20 protein-coding genes and 1 riboswitch are annotated in these 25,276 nt (G+C 69.2%); of the genes, 13 read left to right on the top strand and 7 right to left on the bottom strand.

Annotation, left to right across the window (positions count from 1 at the left end; all coding sequences use genetic code 11):
* Position 1: 1 nt before the first annotated feature.
* Positions 2-1,219 carry an MFS transporter gene (locus G3M62_RS01200; RefSeq protein WP_165184077.1) on the bottom strand — a complete coding sequence of 406 codons (1,218 nt, stop codon included), beginning with the start codon at positions 1,217-1,219 and terminating at the stop codon, positions 2-4.
* A 314-nt stretch (positions 1,220-1,533) separates the two neighbouring features.
* Here G3M62_RS01200 and G3M62_RS01195 point away from each other — a divergent pair, with 314 nt between their 5' ends.
* From G3M62_RS01195 to G3M62_RS01185, 3 genes are all read left to right on the top strand, one after another.
* A complete protein-coding gene (locus G3M62_RS01195; RefSeq protein WP_165184076.1) occupies positions 1,534-2,139 on the top strand; it encodes a flavodoxin family protein in 606 nt (201 codons plus the stop codon).
* A 247-nt stretch (positions 2,140-2,386) separates the two neighbouring features.
* Entirely contained in the window at positions 2,387-3,187 is an 801-nt protein-coding gene (locus G3M62_RS01190; protein WP_165184075.1) for an SDR family NAD(P)-dependent oxidoreductase, read from the top strand.
* Positions 3,188-3,437: 250 nt separating this feature from the next.
* Positions 3,438-4,334, top strand: coding sequence for a class I SAM-dependent methyltransferase (locus G3M62_RS01185; RefSeq protein ID WP_165184074.1), 897 nt, complete (start codon positions 3,438-3,440; stop codon positions 4,332-4,334).
* Positions 4,335-4,340: 6 nt separating this feature from the next.
* Here the strand turns inward: G3M62_RS01185 and G3M62_RS01180 are convergent, their stop codons facing one another.
* A complete protein-coding gene (locus G3M62_RS01180) occupies positions 4,341-5,036 on the bottom strand; it encodes a MarC family protein (RefSeq protein WP_165184073.1) in 696 nt (231 codons plus the stop codon).
* Between the two features lie 85 nt (positions 5,037-5,121).
* Between G3M62_RS01180 and pyrF the strand changes: the two genes are divergently transcribed.
* Positions 5,122-5,811: an orotidine-5'-phosphate decarboxylase gene (gene pyrF, locus G3M62_RS01175; RefSeq protein ID WP_165184072.1), complete on the top strand. Its 690-nt coding sequence runs from the start codon at positions 5,122-5,124 to the stop codon at positions 5,809-5,811.
* A gap of 5 nt (positions 5,812-5,816) precedes the next feature.
* On the opposite strand, the gene G3M62_RS01170 is transcribed toward pyrF, so the two are convergent.
* Positions 5,817-6,017, bottom strand: a complete 201-nt coding sequence (locus tag G3M62_RS01170; RefSeq protein ID WP_165184071.1) for a DUF1674 domain-containing protein — start codon at positions 6,015-6,017, stop codon at positions 5,817-5,819.
* 68 nt (positions 6,018-6,085) lie between these two features.
* Here G3M62_RS01170 and G3M62_RS01165 point away from each other — a divergent pair, with 68 nt between their 5' ends.
* From G3M62_RS01165 to G3M62_RS01150, 4 genes are all read left to right on the top strand, one after another.
* Positions 6,086-7,366, top strand: a complete 1,281-nt coding sequence (locus G3M62_RS01165; protein WP_165184070.1) for an RsmB/NOP family class I SAM-dependent RNA methyltransferase — start codon at positions 6,086-6,088, stop codon at positions 7,364-7,366.
* A gap of 112 nt (positions 7,367-7,478) precedes the next feature.
* The gene (rpe, locus tag G3M62_RS01160; RefSeq protein ID WP_165184069.1) at positions 7,479-8,138 is read left to right on the top strand and encodes a ribulose-phosphate 3-epimerase; all 660 of its coding nucleotides are present in this window, start codon (positions 7,479-7,481) and stop codon (positions 8,136-8,138) included.
* Between the two features lie 9 nt (positions 8,139-8,147).
* Complete coding sequence (locus tag G3M62_RS01155; RefSeq protein ID WP_165184068.1) at positions 8,148-9,911, top strand: heparinase II/III family protein; 1,764 nt, start codon at positions 8,148-8,150, stop codon at positions 9,909-9,911.
* Between the two features lie 127 nt (positions 9,912-10,038).
* Entirely contained in the window at positions 10,039-11,766 is a 1,728-nt protein-coding gene (locus G3M62_RS01150; RefSeq protein WP_165184067.1) for a PAS domain S-box protein, read from the top strand.
* 13 nt (positions 11,767-11,779) lie between these two features.
* On the opposite strand, the gene G3M62_RS01145 is transcribed toward G3M62_RS01150, so the two are convergent.
* A complete protein-coding gene (locus G3M62_RS01145; protein WP_165184066.1) occupies positions 11,780-12,502 on the bottom strand; it encodes a transglutaminase-like cysteine peptidase in 723 nt (240 codons plus the stop codon).
* A gap of 170 nt (positions 12,503-12,672) precedes the next feature.
* Positions 12,673-12,753: riboswitch (ZMP/ZTP riboswitch) on the top strand.
* A gap of 33 nt (positions 12,754-12,786) precedes the next feature.
* Between G3M62_RS01145 and purH the strand changes: the two genes are divergently transcribed.
* The 5 genes from purH to G3M62_RS01120 all read left to right on the top strand — a co-directional run bounded on the left by purH (position 12,787) and on the right by G3M62_RS01120 (position 17,739).
* Complete coding sequence (gene purH, locus G3M62_RS01140) at positions 12,787-14,376, top strand: bifunctional phosphoribosylaminoimidazolecarboxamide formyltransferase/IMP cyclohydrolase (RefSeq protein ID WP_165184065.1); 1,590 nt, start codon at positions 12,787-12,789, stop codon at positions 14,374-14,376.
* Positions 14,377-14,556: 180 nt separating this feature from the next.
* Positions 14,557-16,053 carry a phosphomannomutase/phosphoglucomutase gene (locus G3M62_RS01135; RefSeq protein WP_165184064.1) on the top strand — a complete coding sequence of 499 codons (1,497 nt, stop codon included), beginning with the start codon at positions 14,557-14,559 and terminating at the stop codon, positions 16,051-16,053.
* Positions 16,054-16,072: 19 nt separating this feature from the next.
* Positions 16,073-16,840, top strand: coding sequence for a dienelactone hydrolase family protein (locus G3M62_RS01130; RefSeq protein ID WP_165184063.1), 768 nt, complete (start codon positions 16,073-16,075; stop codon positions 16,838-16,840).
* Positions 16,841-16,927: 87 nt separating this feature from the next.
* On the top strand, positions 16,928-17,398 hold the full coding sequence (locus tag G3M62_RS01125) for a hypothetical protein (RefSeq protein ID WP_165184062.1): 471 nt from the start codon (positions 16,928-16,930) through the stop codon (positions 17,396-17,398).
* On the top strand, positions 17,395-17,739 hold the full coding sequence (locus G3M62_RS01120) for a hypothetical protein (protein ID WP_165184061.1): 345 nt from the start codon (positions 17,395-17,397) through the stop codon (positions 17,737-17,739). Before G3M62_RS01125 ends, G3M62_RS01120 begins: the two co-directional genes overlap by 4 nt.
* Before the next feature lies 1 nt (position 17,740).
* On the opposite strand, the gene G3M62_RS01115 is transcribed toward G3M62_RS01120, so the two are convergent.
* From G3M62_RS01115 to G3M62_RS01105, 3 genes are all read right to left on the bottom strand, one after another.
* Positions 17,741-18,961, bottom strand: a complete 1,221-nt coding sequence (locus G3M62_RS01115; protein ID WP_165184060.1) for a DUF418 domain-containing protein — start codon at positions 18,959-18,961, stop codon at positions 17,741-17,743.
* Between the two features lie 64 nt (positions 18,962-19,025).
* The gene (locus tag G3M62_RS01110) at positions 19,026-20,354 is read right to left on the bottom strand and encodes an MFS transporter (protein WP_165184059.1); all 1,329 of its coding nucleotides are present in this window, start codon (positions 20,352-20,354) and stop codon (positions 19,026-19,028) included.
* Positions 20,355-20,437: 83 nt separating this feature from the next.
* Complete coding sequence (locus tag G3M62_RS01105; RefSeq protein WP_165184058.1) at positions 20,438-25,273, bottom strand: NAD-glutamate dehydrogenase; 4,836 nt, start codon at positions 25,271-25,273, stop codon at positions 20,438-20,440.
* Between the last annotated feature and the right edge of the window lie 3 nt (positions 25,274-25,276).

The following is a 25,276-nucleotide window of genomic DNA, read 5'->3' as shown; positions in this document are numbered from 1 at the left end:
CCTACTCCGCCGCCGCCAGCCGCAGCCGCTGCGAGCGAACGTCCAGCGCCGCCACCACCCAGATCGCGAAGCCGCCCAGGGCCAGGGCCGCGCCGACATAGCCCGTCGACGCCCAGCCGTAACCGGCGGCGATCGCCAGGCCGCCCAACCAGGGGCCCAGGGCGTTGGCGAAGTTGAAGGCCGAGTGGTTCAGGGCCGCCGCCAGGGTCTGGGCGTCGCCGGCCACGTCCATCAGCCGGGTCTGCAGCACCGCGCCCAGCCCGCCGCCGCAACCGATCAGGAAGACGACGGGCGCCAGGCTCCGCAGGCTGCCCGTGGCCATCGGATAGAGGGCCAAGGCGGCGGCGCTCCACAGCAGCACCCCGCCGATGGCCGGGATCTGGGCGCGATCGGCGGCCCAGGCGCAGACCAGGGTCCCCACCGTCATGCCCGCTCCAAACACCGCCAGCACCACCGGCAGGGCGGCGGGCGAGGCGTGGGTGACGTGGGCCATGGTCGAGGCCAGGTAGGTGTAGACGCAGAACATGCCGCCAAAGCCGATGGCGCCGATCCCCAGGGTCAGCCACACCCGGCCGCGACCCAGGGCGCCCAGCTCGCGCAGTGGGCTCGCCCCTGCGTCGGCCGGCGCGCGCGGCGCGAAGATGTAGACCGCCGTGGCGGTCAGGGCCGCCAGCACGGCGACGATCACGAAGCCCCAGCGCCAGCCGATCCACTGGCCCACCACGTTAGCCATCGGCACGCCGACGATGGTGGCCACGGTCAGGCCGATCATCACCATCGCCACCGACTGGGCCCGGCGCTCGGGCGGCGACACGCTGGCGGCCACCAGGGCCGCGACGCCAAAATAAGCCCCGTGCGGCAAGCCGCTGAAGAACCGGAACGCCAGCATCCAGCCGAAGCTGGGCGACAGGGCGCTGAGCAGATTGCCCAGCGCGAACACCGCCATCAGGGCGACCAGGATGATCCGGCGCGGCAGGCGGGCGGCCAGCACGGCGATCACCGGCGCGCCGACCACCACGCCCAGGGCATAGGCGCTGATCGCATGGCCGGCGGTCGGGGCGTCGACGCCCAGGCTGGCGGCGAAGTCGGGCAGCAGGCTCATCGAGGCGAACTCGGTGGTGCCGATCGCGAACCCGCCCAGGGCCAGGGCCGCCAGCACCACGCCGGGCGCATGGACCTTCACCTGGGTGACCGTGTCTGGAACGGGGCTGGTGGTCATGGTCGCCGCCTTTTCGATACGCACGCCGCAAAGAAGGGTCCGGACGCGCCAGATATGGCGCGCCTTGAGCTCATGCTGGTCTGCAAGATTGTTGGACCAGATAGGATAATGACAACGTTGTCACAAGGCTGGACCGCCTATCCACTTGGATATTCCGCCGTTCGCCCAAAACCCACCCCACCGCCGCTGAATCGGTTTGCAGAATAACTGCACCTTCCACTGTTGCCGATCCCCTGGAAACCCGCACGGCCATACATACGTAATCGTCACGGTTTCAGTTACGAACCGAAACGACATTCCAAGGGCTCACGACAATGACCAAGGTCGCCATCGTTTATCACTCGGGTTACGGCCACACCGCCGTCCTGGCCGACAAGATCGCCGAGGGCGTTCGCGACGCCGGCCAGACCCCGGTGCTGCTGAAGATCGAGAACGCCGCCCAGGACTTCGCGCCGCTGATCGAGGCGATCTCGGGGGCCGACGCGGTGGTGTTCGGCGCGCCCACCTACATGGGCGACGTCTCCGGCGTGTTCAAAGTGTTCGCCGACGCCACCGCCGGGGTGTTCTTCACCGGCGCCTGGAAGGACAAGCTGGCCGCGGGCTTCACCAACTCGCACAGCTTCGCGGGCGACAAGGGCCATGCCCTCGAAAGCCTGACGATCCTGGCCGCCCAGCACGGCATGAACTGGGTGAACCTGGGCCTGGCCCCTCCCGGCGTGACCGCCGCCGAGCGCGGCCCCGACACGATCAACCGCGTCGGCTCGTTCATCGGCCTGGCCGCCCAGTCGGACAACGCCTCGCCCGAGATCACCCCGCCGGCCGGCGACCGCGAGACCGCCCGCCTGCTGGGCGTCCGCGTCGCCGAGGCCGCCGTCCGCTGGACACGCGGCGCCCAGCCGGCGCTGAGCGAAGCAGCCTAACGAAGTTCGCCCGTCCTTCCTGATCCCCCAGCCCGAAGGACGGGCCCGCGGCGCTCCGGCGCCGCCCGAGGGGGCGCTTGAGCCCGAGCGCCCCCTCGCCCCTTTCCTCGCCCACCAGACGGGGAGGTGGCGGGATGCGAATACGCATCGTGACGGAGAGGGCGTCCCCAGCGCCAACTTGAACCAAATCCTCGCCCGTGCTCGACTCCAGCCAAGTTTCACCGCTTCGCTTGGACTTGAGCCCCGCATGGCCCGCCGTCTCGCCCTGATCACCGGCGCCTCCGCCGGCATCGGGGCCGCTTTCGCCCGCATCTACGCCAGCCATGGCTATGACGTGGCCCTGACCGCGCGCCGGCTGGACCGCCTTGAGTCCCTGGCCGCCGAGATCCGCCTGCGCTTCGGCGTTGAAGCCTATCCGATCGCCGCCGACCTGGCCGAGCCCGACGCGGTCGACAAGGTGCTGGCCGCCATCGAGGCCGAGGGCCTGGTGATCGACGCGCTGGTCAACAACGCCGGCTACGGCCTGCCGGGCGCCTACGCCCAGACGACCTGGACCGACCAGGCCGCCTTCCTGCAGGTGCTGCTGGTCTCGGTCTGCGGCCTGACCCACAAGGTGTTGCCGGGCATGGTCGAGCGGGGCTTCGGCCGCATCGTCAACGTCGCCTCCCTGGCGGGCCTGGCCCCCGGTGCGGCCGGCCACACCCTCTATGCGGCGACCAAGAGCTTCCTGGTGAAGTTCTCCCAGAGCCTGCACCTGGAAACGCAGGGCGCGGGCGTGCACGTCTCGGCCCTGTGCCCCGGCTTCACCTATTCGGAATTCCACGACGCCAACGGCACCCGCGCCCAGGTCACCCAATCGATCCCGTCCTGGCTGTGGCTGGGCGCCGACGAAGTGGCCGCCGCCGGCTACGAGGCCGCCGAGGCCAACCGGGCCGTCTGCGTGCCGGGCTCGCCCAACAAGGCCCTGGCGGTGTTGGCCAAGCTGGTCCCCGACGACTGGGCCCTGGCGCTGATGGCCAGCCAGGGATCGCGGTTCCGGAAAGTCTAGGCGGAACGCCCCGACCATCGGCGTCCGCTTACGCCCAACGCGCCGCTGAATCCCCAGGTGGAAGTTTGTTCCAAGCTTGACCGCAAAAACCTGGAAGATTCCGTCAATTTCACAAAACTCATATATACTGATCAAATTTCAACCCGATCTATAACGATATTGAAACTGTGCAATAGAATCCACTTGCGCGGCCGGTATTCGCGCTGACAACTTGCCCTCCGGAAGAAGTTGCGTTTCGGAGTCAGCGTCTGTGATCACTTCCACATCGGTACGCGTTCAGCCCTACTTGCGACCTGGGACGGATCTTCATTTTTCTGGCGGGATTTGGCGGGCCGCCGTCCGCCGCACCAGCCCTGGCCTCGACGCCAACCGCCACTATTTCAGCCACCCGGTCTGGCTGGAGAGCTGGCTGAAGGAGGTTCATCGATATCCCGAGTTGAAGGCGCGCTGGTTGGCGGCGACAGGCGCTTGGGACGACCGCGTCGTCGTCGACCTGGGCTGCGGACCGGGCAATCTGTTCGCGCTGATCGGTGGACGTCCCAAGGCCTTGATCGGCGTGGATATCGCCACCGGCAGCCTCGAACGCGCCGAAAAGCTCGGCTACACCACGATCGAGGCCGACGCCCAAGATACGCCGCTAGCTTCGGACATGGCCGACATCGTCGCGATCAACGGCACCCTGCATCATTGCGACGACATGGCGGCCGTCCTGCGCGAGGCCGCGCGCCTCGTTCGCCCCGGGGGCCTGATCGTGGTCGACCATGACCCTCAGCGAAGCGCCTGGAATTTTCGCGGCCTGGCGCTCTGGCTCTGGAAGTTGCGCCTGCCCCTCTACAAGGCCCTGGATCGCGGCGGCCACAGGGCCTGGGACGACGAGCAACGCTGGGCGCTGGCCACCGAGCTCCATCACAAGCCTGGCGACGGCGTCAGCGAGGAACTCTTCCGCCAGACACTCGAGCCGCTGGGCTTCCAGGTCGATGTCTATCCGCACAACAACAAGGTCGGCGGCGAAGTGTTCGAAGGCGTGATGGCGCGACCGCCGCTGAAGATCCGACTCGCCCAAGCCATGTCCGGCATTTCGTCGGACGCCCGACAGGGCGCGATCACCCTGATGTGTGTCGCCCGAAAGCGTCCGGCGGCGGCCTAGCCCGCCCTACCGGTGTTCCGCGTACGGCGCCTTGGCGTCGGCGCGGATCAGGCCGCGCGTGGCGTCGCCCACGCCGATCAGCACGAACTGCACCGCCAGGGCGCAGAGGATCAGACCCAGCACCCGCACCACGATGCTCATGCCGATCCGGCCCAGCACCCGGCTGATGATCGGCGCGGCCCAGAAGACGCCAACCAGCACCACCGACACGGCCAAGATCACCCCGACGCCCAGCGCCAGCCCCGCCAGGCCGAACGGTCGCGCCTCGCTGGCGTAGATGATCACCGTCGAGATCGCGCCCGGCCCGATCAGCAGCGGCATGGCGAACGGCACGATCAGCCGCTCGAAGCGCTGCTTGGCGTAGACCCGCGCCGACTGGCCCTCGATGCCCTCGGCCGCGTCGGCGAACATGGTGGTGAAGTCGTCGCGCACCATGTCCAGGCCCAGGATGAACAGGATGATGCCCCCGGCGATGCGGAAGGCCGGCATCGAGATGCCGAAGAACTCCAGCAGGCTGACGCCGGTGAAATAGAAGAAGACCAGGAAGACCGCGACGAACAGGCCGATATAGACCGCCACCATCCGTCGTCCGGCGGCGGCCGCGCCCAGGGTGGCGGCGGCGAACAGCGGCACGTTGCCGATCGGATCGATCAAGGCGAACAGGGCGACGAAGAAGTTGACGGCGAGCTCAGCCTGGCTCATTCGGGGTGCTTAGCCTTCAATTCGCGCGGATCCGCATCCTTCTTAGGGTGATGCGACCTCGCGCGCCAACCCCAGGGATATGCTGATGACCGCCGATCCGCGCCTGATCCTGCCGCTTGACCTGCCCAGCGTCACCGAAGCCCGCCAGATGGTCGAGACCCTGGGCGACGCGGTGTCGTTCTACAAGATCGGCCTGGAGCTCTTGGCCACCGACGGCATGGCCCTGGCCCGCGAACTGAAGGGCGAGGGCAAGTCGATCTTCCTAGACTGGAAGCTGCACGACATCGGCGCGACCGTCGAGCGCTCGGCGCGGGTGCTGGCCGGGGCCGGCTGCGACCTGCTGACCGTCCACGCCGAACCCCAGGTGATGCAGGCGGCCGTCAAGGCCAAGGCCGGCTCGGACTTGAAGATCCTGGCCGTCACCGTACTGACCAGCCTGACCGACGCCGACCTGATCGAGATGGGCTATGCGTTCAGCGCCCGCGACCTGGTCGCGCGACGGATCCGCCAGGCGGTGGAGTGCGGCGTCGACGGCATCGTCTCGTCCCCGCAAGAAGCCGCCCTGGCCCGCGAGATCGCCGGCCCCGACTTCCTGGTGGTGACGCCGGGCGTGCGCCCGTTCTGGTCGGCCAAGAACGACCAGGCCCGCGCCGCCACCCCGGCCGACGCCCTGAAGGCCGGCGCCAGCCACCTGGTCTGCGGTCGCCCGATCACCGCCGCCAACGACCCGCGCGAAGCGGCGCTGAAGGTGGTGGCGGAGATGGCGGGGGTCTAGGCCCGCTAGAAATCCACCGCCACGCCCTTGCGCTCCCAGTCGCCGAACCGAGTCGGCTCGGGGCCGTCGCGGCCGCCTTCCTCGGTGGGCAGGGCGGCGGCGCGAGCCTCGGCGTGACGGGCCGCGGCCTCTTCCAGGGCGCGGCGCGCGGCGGCGGTCAGGGGTTTGTCGGTGGCCGCGCCAGGCGGCAGGTCGGTCTCGGACATGGGCGCTTCCTACCACCGTTCGCGCCAAAAGGCTTGCGCTCGCCGTCGCCTCGGGGCACGGCGGGCGGGTGACTCAGGAACTCAATGACGGCCTCCCGGCACGGGAAGGCGCCCTCGCCCTCATCGACGCGGCCCTGTCGCGGCGCGGGGGCCTCGACGAAGCCGCCTCGGCCAACGCCTTCCGCTTTCTGGAACCGCGGGAGCGGGCCTTCGCGCGCGCCCTGGCCATGGCGGCCCTGCGCCACCTGGGCCCCATCGATCGCGCCCTGGCCGGCAAGCTGGCCAAGGAGCCGCCGCCGCGCGTGCGCAACCTGCTGCGCCTGGGCGCGACTCAGGTGTTCTTCCTGGAAGTCCCCGCCTTCGCCGCCGTGGCCACCAGCGTCGAGCTGGCCGGCGCCAACAAGACCAGCCGGCCGTTCAAGGGCCTGGTCAACGCCGTGCTGCGCGGCCTGCTGCGCGACGGCGCCTTGTCGGACGCCTCGGAGCATCTGGCCCCGCCATGGCTCTACGCCCGTTGGGCCAGCGCCTACGGCAAGGAGACCGCCGACGCGGTCGCCGCCCAGATCGGCTTCGAGCCCGCCACCGACCTTTCCCTGAAGCCCGACTTCGACGCGACCGCCCTGGCGGCCGAACTGGAAGGCGAGATCCTGCCCGGCGGCACGCTGCGCACCGAGCGCCGAGGCGATGTCTCGTCCTGGCCGGCCTTCGACGACGGCGTCTGGTGGATCCAGGACGCCGCCGCCGCCGTGCCCGCTCGCCTGCTGAACCTGAAAGCTGGCGAAACCGCGCTGGACCTCTGCGCCGCGCCCGGCGGCAAGACCATGCAGATGGTCGCCGCCGGCGCCCAGGTCGTCGCCGTCGACCGCTCGCCCGCCCGCCTGGGCCGCGTCACCGAGAACCTGGCCCGCATGGCCATGCAGGCCGAGGTGATCGCCGCCGACGCCGGCGCGTGGGACGACACCCGCACCTTCGACGCCGTGCTGCTGGACGCCCCCTGCTCGGCCACCGGCACCTTCCGCCGCCACCCGGACGTGCTGTGGGCCGCCCGCCCTGGCGACGTGGCCAGCCTGGCCGGCGTGCAGAGCAAGCTGCTCGACAGCGCCGCCGGCCGGCTCAAGCCCGGCGGGCGCCTGGTCTATTGCGTCTGCTCGCTGGAGCCGGAAGAGGGCGAGGCCCAGGTCGAGGCGTTCCTGGCCCGCCGTCCGGACATCAAGCTGGACCCGATCGCTCCGGAGGAAGGCGGCGCTCCGGTCGCCAGCCTGACCCCGCGCGGCACGCTGCGGATCCTGCCCCACCACCGCGAAGGCGGGCTGGATGGCTTCTTCGCGGCGCGGTTCGTGAAGTCATAGTCGGCGCTCTCCTGTCGGGAGACGGCGAACTTTTGGATCGTCTGGGCATTCGATTCCCAACGGCATAACGCGTTCGCTTGTCGCGCGAGCCGGAGACAGCTAAGCCAGGACCATGACCGCGCCGCTGATCGCCCCCTCCATTCTCGCCTCCGACTTCGCCAAGCTTGGCGAGGAAGTCGCCGCCATTGAAGCGGCCGGCGCCGACTGGGTGCATGTGGACGTGATGGACGGCCATTTCGTGCCCAACATCACGCTGGGCCCCGACATCGTCAAAGCCATCCGCCCGCACGCCAAGATCCCGTTCGACGTGCACCTGATGATCAGCCCGGCCGATCCGTACCTGGAGGCCTTCCGCGCCGCCGGCGCCGACCTGATCAGCATCCATCCCGAGGCCGGCCCCCACCTGCATCGCTCCCTCAAGCGCATCCGCGAACTGGGGGCCAAGGCCGGGGTGGTGTTCAATCCCTCAACCTCGATCGACCACGTCGAATGGATTCTCGAGGACGTCGACCTGCTGCTGGTGATGTCGGTGAACCCCGGCTTCGGCGGCCAGAGTTTCATTCCCGGCCAATTGCGCAAGGTCGAGGCCCTGCGCAGGATGGTCGACAAGGCCGGTCTCGACATCATCATCGAGGTCGACGGCGGCGTCACCCCGGTCACCGCCCCACAATGCGTGGCGGCGGGGGCAACCGCCCTGGTCGCCGGCTCGGCGGTGTTCAAGGGCGGCCCCTCCGCCTACGCCGACAATATCCGCGCCCTGAAGGGCGGCTGATCCAGCGGCATGGAGGGGGCTCCCGCGACAGGTTCCGCCCGCAAGTCCTCCGCCCTGGCCGGCGGCCCTAAAGCCCGTGGGCGAGCCAAGCCGCCGAAGGGCCTGTTCTTCAAGGCCTTGAGCGCGTCGATCAAGGGCAACCTCGAACGCGAATGGTTCGGCTCGCCGCCGCATCGCGCCGCGATCAGCAGCCCGCGCCCGGTCGGCCTCGCCGCCCATCCCCACGACCCCCGTCCGGTCGATCCCGAACGCGGCCGCCAGTTGCTGGACGGTGTGATGGCCCTGGACGGCGGCGCCTTGCGGCTGGGCGAGACCGGCGACCCGTTCGACCAGCCCAGCCCGACGCGCCAGTTCGCCACCGCCCTGCACGGCTTCGACTGGCTGCCGCACCTGATGGCGGCCGGCCCGGGCTCGGCGCGCCTGGCCCTGCGGCTGCTGCAGGACTGGCGGCGGGTGTTCGGAACCTGGAACGCCTTCTCGTGGAGCGGCGAGCGGCTGGAGCGGCGCACGTTCCACCTGGCCTGCGCGGCCCGCGCCCTGTCGCCCGAAGCCTCCGACGCCGAGATCTCGGCCATGGCGCTGGACATCGCCCGCGGCGCCCGCCAGCTGCTCAAGGCCTCGGACGCCCCTCACCGCCGGCTGGAGCGGGCCGTGGTCGTGACGATCGCCGGCTGCGCCCTGACCGGCAAGGCCAGCGACCGGCTGATGGCCCAAGGCCTCAAACGGGTCAGCGCCCTGCTCGACGCCATCGTCCTGCCCGACGGCGGCCACGCCAGCCGCTCGCCCGAGGCGGGGCTGGAGCTGCTGTTCGACCTGCTGACCCTGGACGACGCCCTGGGCCAGCGCGGCCGCCCGCCGCCCGAGCCGCTGACCCGCGCCATCGACCGTCTGAGCTCCTCGGTGCGGTTCTTCACCCTGGCCGACGGCCACCTGGCGGCCTTCCAGGGCGGCGAAGCGGTCGAGCCCAAGCGGATCGCCGCGGCCCTGGCCCATGACGACCACGGCCCGCGCCCGCCCCAGACCGCGCCCCACGTCGGCTATCAGAAGATGCAGGGCGGCAGCATCCAGGTGATGGCCGACGCCGGTCCGCCCGCCACGGGCATGCTCAGCGTCGCCGCCTGCGCCCAGCCGGCCGCCGTCGAGATCGTCTGCGGCAAGGACCGGCTGATCACCAGCTGCGGCTGGAGCCCCGAGGCGACCGGCGCCAACGCCTTCCGTCTGTCCGACGCCGCCTCGACCCTGTCGGTGGGCGACGGTTCGGCCGGACGCCCCCTGTCGGGCTGGCGCTCCGAGGCCCTGGGCCCCTGGTTGATCGACGGGGCCGTCGATGTCGACATCAAGCGCCACGACGCCGACATCGGCGTCTGGCTGGACATCCAGCATGACGGCTGGCGGCGTCTGGGCCTGACCCACGCCCGCCGCCTCTATCTGGACCTCAAGGCCGACGAACTGCGCGGCGAGGACAGCCTGATCCCGATCGGCGCGGCCAACGCCGACGGCCCGCGCCGCTACCTGCCGTTCTCGGCGACGTTCCACCTGCACCCCGACGCCCGCGCCTCCCTGGCCCGCGACGGCAAGAGCGTACTGATCAAGGGCGCGTCCAATGTCGGCTGGTGGCTGAGGAACGACGCGGTCGACGTGAGCATCGCGCCCTCGGCCTATTTCGATCACGGCCATGCCCGCCGGGCCGGGGCCATCGTGCTCAAGAGCCAGGTCCGCCCTGAAAAGGGCGCCAAGATCCGCTGGAAGCTGGTTCGGGCGGCCGACCACTAGGGCGTCGGCGATGGAACGCGCGCAACTCCTGCGACATTACGTCCCAGGCGCTCGCCGAGGCCGTGGAATTCACAGTCCCGGGCGCGTCCTGTAGCAGTTTTCGACCGCGTCGGCTGAGGGAGGGCAGATGACGAACCTCGCCGCTCTGCAGCCCATCTTACGAACCGCGATCGATCCGGTCGTGGTGATGGACGTCCGGGGCGTCATTCTCGACTGGAGTCCTCGCGCCGAGGCGGCCTTCGGCTGGACTCACGCCGAGGTTCTGGGCCGGGGCCTGATCGAGGTGCTGGCGCCGCTGCGCCACCAGGCGGCCTACCGCGAGATCCTGGTCAAGCGCCTGGCCGCCGGCGAACCACCGGCCGCGCGCCAGCAGTCGCAACTGATGGCGGTGCGCAAGGACGGGGTCGAGATCCCGATCGAAGTGTCTCTGGCCGCGTTCGGCGAGCCCGGCGCCGGCGTGTTCCTCGGCTTCATTCGCGACATCACCGACCGCGTCGAGGTCCACGACCGCCTGGCCGCCAGCGAGGCGCGCTTCCGGGCCGCGATCGGGGCGGTGGACGGCATCCTGTGGACCAACGACGCCTCGGGCCGGATGGTCGGCGACCAGCCCGGCTGGGCCAGCCTGACCGGCCAGACCTTCGACCAGTACCAGGCTTTCGGCTGGGCCGACGCGGTCCATCCCGACGACGCCGGGCCGACCGTCGAGGCCTGGAACACCGCCGTCGCCCAGGGCGGTCCGTTCAACTTCGAGCATCGGGTGCGCCGACAGGACGGCGTCTGGCGCGACTTCGCGATCCGCGCCGTGGCGGTGCTGGAGGCCGACGGCTCGATTCGCGAATGGATCGGCGTGCACACCGACATCACCGAGCGCAAACGGGCCGAGGAGCGTCTGCGCGAGAGCGAGTCGCGTTTCCGGGCCATGGCCGATTCCGCGCCCGCCCCAGTCTGGATGACCTCGATTGAAGGCGGGATCACCTTCGCCAACGAAGCCTTCGCGGAATTCGCCGGCGTCGACGCGAAGGCTCTGCTGGGCGATGCGTGGATCGGCCTGATCCATCCGGAGGACCTCGCCGGGGTCGGCGCCAAGCGCGCGGCGGCTCGCGACGCGCCGGAGGGTCCCCGCGCCTACGGATTCGAGGCGCGGTTCCTGTGCGCCGGCGGCATCTATCGCTGGATGGTCGCCAACGCCCGCCCGCAGATCGACGCCCGAGGCCAGTTCCAGGGCTATATCGGCATGGCCATGGACATGACCGAGACCAAGGTCGCCGAGGCCCGCCAGCGCCTGCTGATCAACGAGCTCAATCACCGGGTCAAGAACACCCTGGCCTCGATCCAGTCGATCGCCCGCCAGACCCTGCGGCCCGACGAAACCCCGGTGCATGTGCGCGAGCGGCTGATCGACCGGCTGCTGGCGATGTCGGCCGCCCACGACGTGCTCACCCGCGAAAGCTGGGAAGGCGCGGGGCTGGAGGAGATCGTCCTTCAGGGCATCGCCCCCTTCGTCGACGACCAGGAGCCGGACCGGATCGCGATCAGCGGCCCCAGCCTACGGGTGGGGGCGAGCACCGCCCTGTCCCTGGCCCTGGCCGTGCACGAACTGGCCACCAACGCATCGAAATACGGCGCCCTGTCGACCCCGGCCGGCAAGGTGGTCATCGCCTGGGAGCCGACAGGACCGGACGGCGCGATCCTGACCTGGACCGAGCGCGACGGACCGCCGGTGCGGACCCCGGAACGCAAGGGCTTCGGCACCCGGCTGCTACATCGCGGCGTGGCGGCCGACCTGGGCGGTCAACCCAAGCTGACCTTCGCCGTCGAGGGGGTGCGCGCGGTGCTACCGGTGCGGCTGGCCTGAGCGGGGCGTACCGCTAGCCGCCTGTACCGGTCATCTGGAACTGCATGCGCCAGGCGTCGCCGTCCTTGCGATCGGCATAGTCCACTTGCCAGAAGCCGATCGTATTGATCGCGTAGGCCGGTTCGAAATGGGTGAGATCGTTGCCCGGGATCACCGAGGTCTCCAGGATATCCAGGACGTAGACACGCTTGTCCCGCAACCGCGCGCCGAGCACCGCGTGCCCCTCCGGCGGGGTCTTGAACGTCGACAGGCCGAAGATCAGAAACAGGTCCTCGGCCGCGAATCCCAGCCGGCGCAAACCCCAGTACTTGACCAGCGAGATGTCCTCGCAATCGCCGCCGATCGTCAGGGTGTTGACCGGCGGAGACCAGACGTCATCCGCCGCGTACAGCCTGTAGTCCTCGACGCGTTTGACGTGGGTGTTCACATAGGTGTTCACCAACTCCAGCTTGGCCGCCTCGTCCTTCGCGTCCCTGGCCTTGGTGTCGAGAAAGCCGCGGTAGTCACGGATTTCGCGGATATCGCTCTTCTGGAGCACCACATCGGTGGCCGTCCACCCCTGTTCCAGCGCAACCAGTCTGGCCTTCAGGCGGGGCGGGTAGTCGGTCTTGGTGATCAGCCAGGGACCGTCCCTGCGAGTCTGAGAGAGAGCCGGACCGGCGACGGCCGACAAGCTTCCCACGACCAACAGAAGACCTTGGATCGCGCCGCGACGGTTGGGGTTCTGCTGGGACATCCCTCAACACTAAAGGCTCGTCTGGTGGCGACTATCCGATGGAACCCTTTCCACGGCTCAGTGAAAGCCGCCACTGGAACGGCGCACCCAACCAGTCCCCACCCAATCGTCGGGCTCGCGGACCGTCGCCGCCCAGCACATTGACTCCCTCGCCCGCCTCCGTATTTTCCGCCCGTTCGCGTGACTGGCGCTAGTGATGGGCAACCATCGGGGAGCGCGAACCTCATATGCCGCGCGCCTGGGCTCCGTTTTCTCGTCCAACCAGACTAGCCAGGAGTTCCGCCGTGCCCGCCGCCCCCGACTATCCGTCCGCCCCCGATCTCGTCGCCCCAAAGCGCGCCCTCCTGTCGGTTTCCGACAAGACCGGCCTGGTCGAGGCCGCCCAGATCCTGCACGCGGCCGGGGTCGAGCTGGTCTCCACCGGCGGCACCAAGGCGGCGATCGCGGCGGCCGGCGTCCCGGTCAAGGACGTCTCGGACCTGACCCAGTTCCCCGAGATGATGGACGGCCGGGTCAAGACCCTGCATCCGATCGTCCACGGCGGCCTGCTGGGCGTGCGCGACGCCCCCGAGCACGCCAAGGCGATGACCGACCACGGCATCGGCGGCATCGATATCCTGTACGTGAACCTCTATCCGTTCGAGGCCACGGTCGCGAAGGGCGGTTCCTACGCCGAATGCGTCGAGAACATCGACATCGGCGGCCCGGCCATGATCCGCTCGGCGGCCAAGAACCACGGCTATGTCGCCGTCTGCACCGATCCGACCGACCTTTCCGAAGTGCTGGAAGCGCTGAAGACCGGCGGCACGACCCTGGCCCTGCGCCAGACCCTGGCGGCCCGCGCCTATGCCCGCACGGCCGCCTATGACGCGGCGATCTCCACCTGGTTCGCCGCCCAGCTGGGCCAGGACTTCCCGGCCCGCAAGGCCATCGCCGGCGAGCTGCGCCAAGTGATGCGCTATGGCGAGAACCCGCACCAGAAGGCGGCCTTCTACGCCTTCCCGAACCCGCGCGTCGGGGTGGCCACGGCCACCCAGCTGCAGGGCAAGGAGCTCAGCTACAACAACATCAACGACACCGACGCGGCCTTCGAGCTGATCGCCGAGTTCGATCCGGCCCAGGGTCCGGCCGTGGCGATCATCAAGCACGCCAATCCCTGCGGCGTGGCCGTGGGCGGAACCCAGCGCGAAGCCTATGAGCGGGCCCTGGCCTGCGACCCGACCTCGGCCTTCGGCGGCATCGTCGCCGTCAACTCGCGCCTGACCCGCGAGGCCGCCTTGGCGATGGTCGAGATCTTCACCGAGGTGGTGATCGCCCCGGAAGCCGACGACGACGCCATCGAAGTGTTCGCCGCCAAGAAGAACCTGCGCCTGCTGGTGACCGGCGGTCTGCCGGACGCCCTGTCGACCGGCGACACCTTCAAGTCGGTGGCCGGCGGCTTCCTGGTTCAATCCCGCGACGACGCCCGCATCAAGGCCTCGGACCTGAAGATCGTCACCCAGCGTCAGCCCACGGACGAGGAAGTGCGCGACATGCTGTTCGCCTTCACCGTGGGCAAGCACGTCAAGTCCAACGCCATCGTCTACGCCCGCGCCGGCCAGACCCTGGGCGTCGGCGCGGGCCAGATGAACCGCAAGGACAGCGCGCGCATCGCCGCGCTCCGGGCCGCCGATTTCGGCCTAGACCTGAAGGGCTGCGCCTGCGCGTCGGAGGCTTTCTTCCCGTTCGCCGACGGTCTGATCCAGGCCGCCGAAGCCGGCGCCACGGCGATCATCCAGCCGGGCGGTTCGATGCGCGATCCGGAAGTGATCGAAGCCGCCGACAAGCTGGGCCTGACCATGGCCTTCACTGGCGTGCGCGTCTTCCGCCACTAGTTCCGATCCAGGATGACCCGCCGCCGCAGATTTCGCGGCGGGTCATCGCGGGACCATGATGAGCACGGACTGCCTAATTCGTGTCGATCCACCGGCGTCTGGAACGATGTCATACGAATGCGCTAGTCGGCGGACGATCGCGTGGCTAGAGCTTGCCCGTAGTCTTTCAAGCGAGCCCAGATGTTCTCCAAGCCCCGCGCCGATCTCGTTCCGAATACCGCCGCCTATGAGAACGAACCCTTGGTCAAGGCGACCGGGTTCCGGGAATATGACGCGCGCTGGCTGTTCGGACCCGACATCAACCTGCTGGGCGTGCAGGCCCTGGGTCTGGGTCTTGGGACCTATATCCACGAACTGGGCCTGTCGAAGATCGTGGTCGGCCACGACTTCCGCTCCTATTCCAGCTCGATCAAGAACGCCCTGATCCTGGGCCTGATCAGCGCCGGTTGCGAGGTTCACGACATCGGCCTGGCCCTGTCGCCCACCGCCTACTTCGCCCAGTTCGACCTGGACATCCCTTGCGTGGCCATGGTCACCGCCAGCCATAACGAGAACGGCTGGACCGGCGTGAAGATGGGCGCCCAAAAGCCGCTGACCTTCGGTCCCGACGAGATGGGCCGCCTGCGCGACATCGTGCTGGGCGGAGCCTTCGTCGAGCGTGATGGCGGCAAGCTGATCCGGGTCGAGGGCGAGGCCGAGCGCTTCATCGCCGACGTCGCCAAGCGCGCCCAGATCACCCGCCCCCTGAAGGTCGTCGCCGCCTGCGGCAACGGCACGGCCGGCGCCTTCGCGGTCGACGCCCTGCAGCGCATGGGCGTCGCCGACGTGGTCGGCATGGATGTCGAGCTCGACTACACCTTCCCCAAGTACAATCCGAACCCTGAAGACGTCGAGATGCTGCACTCGATGGCCGCCGCCGTCCGTGAGCACGGCGCGGACCTGGCCTTCGGCTTCGACGGCGACGGCGACCGCTGCGGCGTGGTCGACGACGAGGGCGAGGAGATCTTCGCCGACAAGATCGGCCTGATGCTGGCCCGCGACCTGGCCCCGCTGAACCCCGGCGCGACCTTCGTGGTCGACGTCAAGTCCACGGGCCTCTACGCCACCGACCCGATCCTGGCCGCCAACGGCTGCAAGGTGATCTACTGGAAGACCGGCCACAGCTACATCAAGCGCAAGAGCGCCGAGCTGGGCGCCCTGGCCGGCTTCGAGAAGAGCGGCCACTTCTTCATGAACGGCGACCTGGGCTACGGCTACGACTGCGGCCTGACCGCGGCCGCCGCCATCCTGGCCATGCTGGACCGCAACCCCGGCGTGAAGCTGTCGGACATGCGCAAGGCCCTGCCGGTGGCCTTCACCTCGCTGACCATGAGCCCGCACTGCGGCGACGAGGTGAAGTACGGCGTCGTCGCCGACGTGGTGAAGGAATACGAGGACCTGTTCGCCGCCGGCGGCTCGATCCTGGGCCGCAAGATCACCGAGGTGATCACCGTCAACGGCGTGCGCGTGCACCTCGACGATGGCTCGTGGGTGCTGGTCCGCGCCTCGTCCAACAAGCCCGAGATCGTGGTCGTGGTCGAAAGCACCCAGTCGGCCGACGACATGCGGGCCCTGTTCCGCCAGGAAGTGAAGCCGCGCCTGGGCGACCGGGTCGGCAAGTACAACCAGGAAATCTGAGGCTCCGGAGCGGGAACGCATGCTCAGCGCCGATTGGGGAGCCAAGGTCGCCGCCGCCTCGAAGGTCTTCAAGCCTTCGGGGCCCGGCCCCTTCCCGGTGGCGCTGATCCTGCACGGCTGCGGCGGCAAGACGCCCTTCCTTGAGACCTACGCCCAGGTCGCCGTCGACGCGGGCTGGGCGGCCGTGGTGGTCGACAGCCTCAAGCCGCGCGGCATGTCGACCCTGGACGGCAAGCTGTTCGTCTGCACGGGCGTGGCGTTGCAAGGCCTCAAGCGCTCGGGCGACATCTTCGCCATGCTGGCCTGGCTGGAGAGCCAGCCCTGGGCCGACGCCGAGCACGTGTTCCTGGCCGGCTGGAGCCATGGCGGCTGGTCGATCATGGACGGCTACGCCATCGGCCAGAACGCCGCCCGCGCCACCGGGCTCGCCGACGCCGATCCGCTGAAATTGCGCACTCGGGTCAAGGGCGCCCTGCTGGTCTATCCGTACGCGGCCTATCCGTCCCTGACCTCCAGCCGGGGCTGGGGCGTCGAGGAATTCACGAGCCTGAAGGTGTTCTCCGTCGTCGGCGGCAAGGATCAGGTGGTCGGCTGGAAACACCCCCAGAAAGCGCTCGAGCGCCTCAAGCGCGACGGCCTGGCGGTGGACACGGTCTTCTATCCGGACGCCACCCACGCCTTCGACGACGATCGCGCCAACGACCCGCGCGCCCGCTATCGCCCGGATCTCTTTACCCAGACCCAGGCCTATTTCGCCAAGGCCCTCGAGGTCGTGCGCGCGGCCTAAACTCGCCTTCAGCGCGCATTATTCCCGTCAAGATTGTTCGTCTCGAAATTGTATGCCAGGGTCGCGCCACCAAGCGGGAGGCCTTCCATGACGCTGGCGCCGATAGCGCGAGCCGCGCTCGCCCTGACCCTTCTATTGCCCGCCCTGGCGCCGGTCGCGTGCGCGCCCGTGGCCCCGCCGCCCAACCCGGTCGCCCAGGTCAACGCCGCCAGCCTGAAGAGCCAGACCCTGTCGTTGCTGGACGTGACCGGCGATCCCTACGCCAGCCACGCCGCCGAGGTTGCCGCCTTGAGCGCCAGGATCGACGCGGCGGCCAGCGCCGCGGCCGCCGATCCGCTCAACACCTTCTCCGCGCGGCAATGGTCGGTGTTGCGCGACCCGAACCGCGCGCTCTACGGCGGGACCGTAGTGTTGTGGCAGAGCCAAGGAACGCTGAGCCCGACCTTCCGCGATCAGAAGAAGATCCAGATCGGCCGGGCCTTCGACTACATCCTCTGTCTGGAGGCCAACAAGGGTCAGGCTACGTCCTGCGGCCAGCTCGAGGAAGGCGCGTCATGAGCCAGTTCGACGATTTCCTGACCGCCGCCAAGGCCAATCTGTCGGTGCTGGGCAGGGAGAGCTTCGAGGGCTACTCCGCCGAGGTGAAGGCCATGGCCCAGGCGGCGCTCGACAAGGCGCAGACCAACCTGCGGCTCTGGACCGCACAACTGGCGACCGGCCAGCTGAGCCAGGCCGAGTTCAAGAACCTGGTGCAGGGCGAGACCGACTTGACCGAGATCGCCGGCTATACCGCCGCGGGGATCAGCCAGGCCGACGCCCAACGCCTGCGCGACGCGGTGACCCTCTCGGTGATCAACACGGCGCTGGACACCTTCCTGAAGTCCAACCCGCCGACCTAGGTTAGGCGGCGACCGGCGCCGCCTCGGGCGCGCGGCGCAGAGGCATGGGCCCGCGATAGGCCAGCCGCCACAGCCACTCCAGCGGTCCCATGGTGAAGCGCGCCATCCACCAGCGCGACCACAGGATCTGGATCAGCCAGATCGTCGCCACCGCGCCGGCCAGGAACGGCCGGTCGACCTTGCCGTAGAGACCTGGCCCCCGGCCGCCGTACAGCAGCGTCGTCATCAGGATCGACTGGGTCAGATAGTTGGTGAAGGCCATCTGGCCGACCGGGGCCAGGACGGCCGGGATCGCCTTCCAGAGCCTCGACCGCATGGCCAGGACCATCAGGCCCACATAGCCCAGGTTGACGACCGGGGCCGTGGCGCTCTGCAGCCAGCGGGCCAGGGCGCGCGGCGCCCACGGATGGCTGGGCAGCAGCATGTAGATCGTCTCGGCCAGGCCGACGATCGCCAAGGCGCCCAGACCCGCGCCGATCAGGCCCTGGTAGACCCCGGTCGGGGCCTTGCCGCTGAGGACGCCCAGCTTGTAGAGGCCCATGCCGATCAGGATCAGCGACAGCACCAGGATCGGCCAGGTCTGCGGCCAACTGACGAACGAGTCGAAGGTGAAGTCCCAGAAGTCCTTGGCGTTCTGGACGAACGACTGCTGGAAGGTTCCGGCGTATTGGGCGCTGTCGGCCTGCACCCCGGCCAGGAACTTGGCCATCTCGGCCGACGACGGATCGCCGCCGCCCTCGGCCGCGTGCTTGAGTAGTTTCCAGGCGCTCCACACCGACAGCGACAGGTGCACGGCCACGCCGGCCTGCAGCAGGCGCTTGGGCGACCACGAGCGCGCCCACATGGCCAGCAGGCCGACCACCGCATAGGTGTTGAGCACATCGCCCTGCCAGATCACGAAGCCATGGAACAGGCCGATGGCCAGCAGGCTGACCAGGCGCAGGATCAGGATTCTTCGCCGCTCCGCATCACCGCCCTCGCCGCCGACCATCAGGATCGAGGCGCCGAACAGCATGGCGAACATCGAGTAGAACTTCTGCTGGAAGAACACCTGGGTGATCCACCAGACGGCCACCGAGGCCGGCGCCATGCCCAAGGGCCACAAGGTCAGGCTGGTGGCCACCGAATGCGGCTGGGCCGAGATCGGAATGTTGCACAGCAAGATGCCCAGGACCGCCAGACCCCGCAGGGAGTCCAGCAGAACGATACGATCCTTGACCATGCACGCCCCCAAACGCCAATCGGCGGCGATCCTGGACCGACTTGGCGCGGACGACAACCCTGGGTTATGCGATCAGCGCGGCGTCCGGTCCCTGGCGGGGCACCCGGGCCAGAACCACCGCGCCGGTGGCCAGGAACAGGGCCGAGACGGCCACCGCGATGCGCTGGTCGCCGACCACTCGGGTGCCGACGGCGATGACCAGCGGCGCCATGAAGGCCGTGGCCTTGCCCGACAGGGCGTAGAGCCCGAACCACCGCCCGCTCTCGCCCGCCGGCGCCAGCTGGGCCATCCAGGCGCGCAAACTGGCCTGGGCAGGCCCGAAGGTCAGGCCGACGAACAGCGAAAAGCCCAGGAACACCCGCTCGGGCAGGCTGGCGAACAGGCCGCCGCCGGCCACCGGCGCCGCGACCTTGATCACGAAGGCCAGGCTGTCGCGTCCCACCAGCCCGATCCCGAACGCCCCGAACAGCACCACCCCGGCGGCGATCAGCACCGTGGTCTTGGAGCCCAGTTTCTGGTCCACCCGACCGCCGATGAAGGTGCCGATCCCGGCCATCACCGAAAGGGCGATGGCGTAGAGGCCCAGTTGGGTGGTGGTCCAGCCGAACAGCCCGGCGGCCAGCACGCCGCCGAAGGCGATGAAGCTGGAAATGCCGTCGCCCACCAGCATCCGCCCGATGAGAAAGCGCAGCATCCACGGCTTGCCCGGCAGCGACCGCAGCGTGGCCCACAGTTCGGCCAACGGCTTCTGGCCAGCGATCTTGGGCGGCTGGGGCGCCATCACCATCAGGGGCCATGAGAAGAGCAGGAACCATACGGCCACCAGCGGCCCGACGATGCGATCGGGCTCGTGCAGGGCCTTGGACAAGCCCAGCATCGGAACCTTGGGCAGCGAGAAACATAGCAAGACGACGAACAGGGTGATCAGCGCCCCGACATAGGCCAGGGCCCAGGCCGAGCCCGACAGCCGCCCCACCTGACCGGGCTTGGCGACCAGGGGCAGCAGGGCGTTCATCACCGAGCCGCTGAGCTCGGCCGAGACCCCGGCCACGACCAGGCAGATCAGGATCGGCAGCACGCGGCTGGCGTCGCCCGGCGCAGCCATCCAGAGGGCGGCGCTGGCCAGGACGAACGGCACGGCCAGGCCCACCAGCCAGATGCGCGGATTGCGCCGCGCGTCGACGCTGGCCCCGACCAGCGGACTGAACACCGCGATCAGCAGGCCAGAGACCGCGCCGGCATAGCCCAGCAGACTCTGGCCTCGCGCCGCATCGCCGACGAACCCGGCGGCGAAATAGGGGGTGAAGATGAAGGTGGCGATCAGCGCCCAATAGGGCTGCTGGGCCCACTCATAGAGCGCCCAAGCCGCCCGCTGCCGATCACCTTGGTTCATGACGCGCCCCCACTGAGGGGTCGCTTATACGCCAAGCTTTCACGGCTGGGGACACGCACATGTGCGTGTCCCCAATCGGAAGCCTAAGAAGCGCTCGCCAGGCCCCGCAGCGCCGCGTTGGCGATGGTCAGCTTGGCGAAGGTCCAGCCGCCGCCGGCCTGTTCGATGTCCTCGACCGTGCGCTTGGCAGAGCGAACCCCGTCGGTGCGCAGGGCGGCCCAGGAATTGACCGCCGCCTTGGCCGCCCCCTCGTCATCGCCGGCCTGGGCGTTGGCCGCGAACTTCAGCACCGCCTGGGTGATGGCCGTCTGTTCGCTGAGCATGTCCTCGATCAGGCGACGGACGGCCAGGCGCTCGAAGGCGTCACCGCCCACGAACGAACCGGCCGCCGAGCGCAACCGGTCGAAGCCGAAGGCCGCGCCCACTTGGTGATAGAGGCGGGCCACGTTCTCGACCGACCAGCTGGAGGCGTTGCCCAGGTCGACCAGGTCGGCCGCCGTGGTCACCGGCTGCAGGGCCGCCACCGCCAGAGCCAGGGCCTCGGGCGCGCCGTCGGCGACATAGGCCTTGGCCCGTTTTGCGGCCGCCTTCTGCTCGAAGGGCGAGAGGATCGCCGTGCCCAGGGCCGACAGCGCCTTGACCGACGGCCCGTAGGCCTGGACCAGGGCCTCGACGCCGGACTTGTCCTTGAACGCCCGGCGGGCCAGCCAAAAGGTCAGGCTGCGCTGGGCGTACGCCAGGGCCTTGTACAGGGCCAGCTGGCCATTGGCCGAAGCCTTGCCGTCCAGGGCCGAGACCTGGTCCCACAGGGCGTCGACGCCTAGGATCTCGCGAGCCGCGGCGAAGGCGATGACCAGGGCCGTGGTGTCGCAACCGGCGGCGGCCCGCAGGCGGCTCGGGAAGGTCGGGCCGCACATGTTGATCATCTGGTTGTCGAGCACGGTGGCGATGATCTCGCGCTTCAGTCGGTGCTGCTGCATGGCGTCGCCGTACTGGCCCAAGGCCGGCGGGAAATAACCCTTCAGCGTCGCCTCGAACCAGGGGTCATCCGGCGCCTGGGAGGCGACGATGTCGTCGAACAGGTCGATCTTGCCATAGGCCAGCAGCACGGCCAATTCGGGCCGCGTCAGGCCCTTGCCCGCCTGGGCGCGGTCGGTCAGGGCGGCGGCTTCGGGCAGCCCCTCGACCTTGCGGTCCAGGCGACCCTTGGCCTCCAGCTCGGCCATGAACCGGGCATGGGACTCCACCTCCGAGACCGCGTCGCTTTCCATCAGCGACAGGGCCAGGGTCTGGTCGTAGTTGTCGGCCAGGACGTGGCTGGCCACGTCGTCGGTCATGGTCGGCAGTAGCTGGTTGCGCGCCTCGCGAGTCAGCTTGCCGCCGCGCTCCAGGATCCCGGTCAGGATCTTGATGTTGACCTCGTGGTCGGAGCTGTCGACGCCAGCCGAGTTGTCGATGGCGTCGGTGTTCAGGTGGCCACCGGCTTGAGCGAACTCAATGCGGCCGGCCTGGGTGACGCCCAGATTGGCGCCTTCGCCGATCACCTTGACCCGCAGATCGACGCCGTTGACGCGGATGGCGTCGTTGGCCTTGTCGCCGGCGTCGGCGTGGCTTTCGGTCCTGGCCTTCACGTAGCCGCCGATACCGCCGAAATAGAGCAGCTCGGCCCGGGCCTTGAGGATGGCGGTCAGCAGTTCGCTGGGCGCGACCGTCTCGGCCTTCAGGTCCAGCATCGCCCGCACTTCCGGCGACAGCGGGATCTGCTTGAGCGTGCGTGGGAACACCCCGCCGCCCTTGGAGATCAGGCTCTTGTCGTAGTCGTCCCAGGACGAGCGCGGCAGCTTGAACATCCGGTCGCGCTCGGCCCACGAGGCCGCCACGTCCGGGTCCGGATCCAGGAAGATGTGGCGATGGTCGAAGGCGGCCAGCAGCTTGGTCTGCTTGGACAGCAGCATGCCGTTGCCGAACACGTCGCCGCTCATGTCGCCGACGCCGACCACGGTGAAGGGCTCGGTCTGGATGTCCTTGCCCAGTTCGCGGAAGTGGCGCTTGACCGCCTCCCAGGCGCCGCGGGCGGTGATGCCCATCACCTTGTGGTCGTAGCCGACCGAGCCGCCCGAGGCGAAGGCGTCGCCCAGCCAGAAGCCGTAGTCCTCGGCCACACCGTTGGCGATGTCGGAGAAAGTGGCCGTGCCCTTGTCGGCGGCGACGACCAGATAAGGATCCTCGCCGTCATGGACGATGACGCCGACCGGCGGCACGATCCGGTTGTCGGCGTCGATGTTGTCGGTGATGTCCAGCAGGCCCGACAGGAAGGTCTTGTAGGCGCGGATCGCCTCGGCCTGGATGGCGTCGCGGTCGCCGCCGCGCGGCAGGTTCTTCGGATAGAAGCCGCCCTTGGAGCCGACCGGCACGATCACCGCGTTCTTGACCTGCTGAGCCTTCACCAGACCCAGCACCTCGGTGCGGAAATCGTCGCGGCGGTCGCTCCAACGCAGACCGCCCCGGGCGACGGGGCCGAAGCGCAGGTGCACGCCCTCGACGTGCGGAGCCGAGACATAGATCTCGCGATAGGGCTTGGGAGCCGGCAGGTCCTCCAGCTCACGCGAGGCGATCTTGTAGCTGATATAGGGCTTGGGCTCGCCGTCGGGGCCCAGCTGGAAGAAGTTGGTCCGCTGGACGGCGCCGATCAGGGCGGCGATGCGGCGCAGGACGCGGTCGGCGTCCAGGCTTTCGACCGCCTGCAGGGCCTCGACGATGCTGGCTTCGACGGCCTTGGCCTGCTCCTCGCGGGCGGCCAGGTCGGCGCGCACGGCCGGATCGAACTTGATGCGGAACAGATCAAGGATCAGGCGGGTGACGCCGGGATTGTCCGACAGCGCCTGTTCCTGAACGCCCTGGCTGGGGTCGAGGCCCGTCTGCTGACGATAGCGGGCCAGGGCCCGGACCAGGGCGGCCTCGCGCCAGCCGACGCCCAGTTCCAGCACCAGGCGGTTGAAGCCATCGCTCTCGGCGCGGCCCGTCCAGATGGCGACGAAGGCCGCCTCGAAGGCGGTCTTGATATCGGCGAACGACAGGTGTTCGCCGCGCTCGTCGCGCAGGGTGAATTCGTGGACCCAGACCTTGCCGTGCGCACCTTGGGTCGGGGTCAGCTTGAAGCCGTCCTCGATCAGCGCCTTCAGGCCCATGTGCTCTAGGATCGGCAGCACGTCGGCCAGGGGCGCCGCGGCCCCGGGGCGATAGAGCTTGAAGCGGAAGGTCAGCTTGTCGTCGTCGGCATGGCGGAAGGCGCGGACCCGCACCTGTTCGTCGGCGGCGAGATCGTCGACCACCGCCAGATCGGCCAGGGCCTCGGCGGCGTCGTACTGGTCGCGATAGCCGGGCGGGAAGGCGCCCTGCCAGCGGGCCAGGGTCTTGGCCACGCGGCCAGGGGCTCCGCCATCTCGAACCGCGGCTTCGAAGCGGTCTTCCCAGGTGCGGGCGGTCTCGGCGACGGCGGCCTCCAGCGCGGCCAGGTCCGGATCGCCGTGCTTGCCGGGCGTCACGCCCAGGACATAGTGCACGCGAGCCAGGGGGGCGTCGGAGAAGCTGGGATAGTAGGCGCTGACCCGGCCTTCATAGGCGTCGGCCAGGATCTTGCCGGCCCTTTCGCGCACGCCGCTGTCATAGCGCTCGCGCGGCACGAACATCAGCACCGAGATGAAGCGGTCGAACGGGTCCTTGCGGGCGAACAGCCGCACGCGCGGGCGGTCATAGAGGTGCAGCACCCCCATGGCCATCGACAGCAGCTCTTCCTCGGAAATCTGGAACAGCTCGTCGCGCGGCCAGGTCTCCAGGATGTTGCGCAGGCGCTTGCCGCTGTGGCCCTCGGGATCCTTGCCGGCCTCCTTGAGCACGTGCTCGACCTTGCGGCGGATCACCGGCACCTCGTGGGCGGGCGTCTCGTAGGCCTCGGCGGTGAACAGGCCCACGAAGCGGACCTCGCCCGAGGGCTTGCCGTCGGCGCCGTACCGGCGCACCCCGACATAGTCCATGTAGCCACGACGATGGACCTTGGAGCGCAGGTTCGACTTGGCCACCACCAGGGGCGCGCCCAGCAGCAGGTGGTCGCGGACCTGGGGCGACAGGATCGCCGGCTCGCTGCCTCGGCGCAGCACGGTCAGGGTCTGGTCGCGCAGCACGCCCAGGCTGCCCTCGGGCTGGTACAGCGGCTCCTCGGCCGCATAGCCGCCGTCGCTCGTGCGGGGATATTCGTAGACGCGAGCGCCCAGGAACACGAAGCGGTCGCCTTCCAGCCAGTCGAGGAAGGCCAGGCCCTCGTCGCGCTCCCCCTCGGGAATCGGAGCCTTGGAGGCGCGCAGCTCGTCGATCGTGCGATGGATCAGGGCCTTCATGGCGTCGAAGTCGTCGACGGCCACCTGCACGTCGCCCAGGGCGTCGCGGACGGCGGCGATCAGCGCCTCTTCGCGGTCCTCGCCCACCGGGGCCAGATAGACCTGGATCATCGAGCGCCGGCCAGCTGGCGTGTCGATCACCGGGTGGAACATGGCCCGCACCGAGAAGCCGGCCTCGGCGATGGCGCCCATGATGCTGTCGACCAAGAACGGGCGGTCAGGCTGAACGATCTCCAGCAGATCGCTCTTGAGGTCCGTCCCGTCGGAACGCCGCGCGGGGCGGACGCGGATGGACAGCGGCTGGGACGCGGTCTCGCCGAAGCGCCAGAAATCGATCCAGCTCTGGGCCAGGTCGGCGGGCTCGAACCCCGGGAGCTCCTCGGCCGACCAGTCTTCCTGAACCTGGGCGGCGAACGCGGCTTGCGGCGGCGTCAGAACCTCCACGCCAAGCGCGGCTCTGAAGGCCGAAATCAGGCCTTCCGACTGAGCTGCGTCCGACTTGGGGTCAAGTTTTGCACCGACCATGGG

Origin of the sequence: Caulobacter soli, assembly GCF_011045195.1 — a bacterium.
GTDB lineage: Bacteria > Pseudomonadota > Alphaproteobacteria > Caulobacterales > Caulobacteraceae > Caulobacter > Caulobacter soli.
This window is presented reverse-complemented; position numbering and strand designations above follow the sequence as displayed.

Excerpts from the sequence above, each read along its gene's own strand:
- G3M62_RS01115 (WP_165184060.1), bottom strand. The coding sequence starts at position 18,961 with ATGGTCAAGGATCGTATCGTTCTGCTGGACTCCCTGCGGGGTCTGGCG.
- G3M62_RS01190 (WP_165184075.1), top strand. The coding sequence starts at position 2,387 with ATGGCCCGCCGTCTCGCCCTGATCACCGGCGCCTCCGCCGGCATCGGG.
- rpe (WP_165184069.1), top strand. The coding sequence starts at position 7,479 with ATGACCGCGCCGCTGATCGCCCCCTCCATTCTCGCCTCCGACTTCGCC.
- G3M62_RS01200 (WP_165184077.1), bottom strand. The coding sequence starts at position 1,219 with ATGACCACCAGCCCCGTTCCAGACACGGTCACCCAGGTGAAGGTCCAT.
- G3M62_RS01155 (WP_165184068.1), top strand. The coding sequence starts at position 8,148 with ATGGAGGGGGCTCCCGCGACAGGTTCCGCCCGCAAGTCCTCCGCCCTG.
- G3M62_RS01125 (WP_165184062.1), top strand. The coding sequence starts at position 16,928 with ATGACGCTGGCGCCGATAGCGCGAGCCGCGCTCGCCCTGACCCTTCTA.
- G3M62_RS01195 (WP_165184076.1), top strand. The coding sequence starts at position 1,534 with ATGACCAAGGTCGCCATCGTTTATCACTCGGGTTACGGCCACACCGCC.
- G3M62_RS01180 (WP_165184073.1), bottom strand. The coding sequence starts at position 5,036 with ATGAGCCAGGCTGAGCTCGCCGTCAACTTCTTCGTCGCCCTGTTCGCC.
- G3M62_RS01150 (WP_165184067.1), top strand. The coding sequence starts at position 10,039 with ATGACGAACCTCGCCGCTCTGCAGCCCATCTTACGAACCGCGATCGAT.
- G3M62_RS01145 (WP_165184066.1), bottom strand. The coding sequence starts at position 12,502 with ATGTCCCAGCAGAACCCCAACCGTCGCGGCGCGATCCAAGGTCTTCTG.
- G3M62_RS01105 (WP_165184058.1), bottom strand. The coding sequence starts at position 25,273 with ATGGTCGGTGCAAAACTTGACCCCAAGTCGGACGCAGCTCAGTCGGAA.
- G3M62_RS01110 (WP_165184059.1), bottom strand. The coding sequence starts at position 20,354 with ATGAACCAAGGTGATCGGCAGCGGGCGGCTTGGGCGCTCTATGAGTGG.
- G3M62_RS01135 (WP_165184064.1), top strand. The coding sequence starts at position 14,557 with ATGTTCTCCAAGCCCCGCGCCGATCTCGTTCCGAATACCGCCGCCTAT.
- G3M62_RS01120 (WP_165184061.1), top strand. The coding sequence starts at position 17,395 with ATGAGCCAGTTCGACGATTTCCTGACCGCCGCCAAGGCCAATCTGTCG.
- G3M62_RS01170 (WP_165184071.1), bottom strand. The coding sequence starts at position 6,017 with ATGTCCGAGACCGACCTGCCGCCTGGCGCGGCCACCGACAAACCCCTG.
- G3M62_RS01130 (WP_165184063.1), top strand. The coding sequence starts at position 16,073 with ATGCTCAGCGCCGATTGGGGAGCCAAGGTCGCCGCCGCCTCGAAGGTC.
- pyrF (WP_165184072.1), top strand. The coding sequence starts at position 5,122 with ATGACCGCCGATCCGCGCCTGATCCTGCCGCTTGACCTGCCCAGCGTC.